Origin of the sequence: Methanobrevibacter oralis (assembly GCF_001639275.1) — an archaeon.
GTDB lineage: Archaea > Methanobacteriota > Methanobacteria > Methanobacteriales > Methanobacteriaceae > Methanocatella > Methanocatella oralis.
Window position 1 is genome coordinate 1 of the sequence record NZ_LWMU01000030.1, and the last position, 598, is coordinate 598.

1 pseudogene is annotated in these 598 nt (G+C 25.9%); it reads left to right on the forward strand.

Annotated features, from left to right (window positions below):
• Window positions 1-218: 218 nt before the first annotated feature.
• Window positions 219-598, forward strand: a pseudogene (locus MBORA_RS00650) (hypothetical protein); the annotation flags it as partial.

The window sequence follows — 598 nt, forward strand, 5'->3', positions numbered from 1 at the left end:
GGCAATACATTAGATAAACACACAAAAAGAATTTATAGAACTCCTGAAGGCATGTTTGCTTATATTATGTCAAGAAAAAATGGTTGGATCGAAAACCGAAATCAAGACCTAACAAATTGACAGTCCCGTTTTTTCATAAACTTTATATATTTATGATGAAGAAAATATTACATAATTAATGAGTCGTTTATATATTTTAAATAAAACTTGATTTTATAGTGATTAATGACTTTGAAGGTGGTGAAAAAATCAATAAAAAACTATGCATTAGTCTTATTATTATTTGTTTTATTTTATTTTCATTAAACATTGTATTTGCATCAAATGAAACACAGGTTAACGCTGATTGTTTGAAAAACTCAGATGATATTTTAAATATCGATGATTTAAATCAAAATTCAACTATTAATTATCCGCGTAGCTCTAAAACAATTGAGATTACTCAAGATAATTATGGAAATTATTTTGATCTTAGAACTGGGAAAATTATTGATGCTTCAGGTATTTCTAATGGGGATACTTTAAAAATTGGTAATATTTCTAATAGGGCTTTTGTTATTGATCGTCAACTTACATTAATGCCTATTTCTTCTAATGA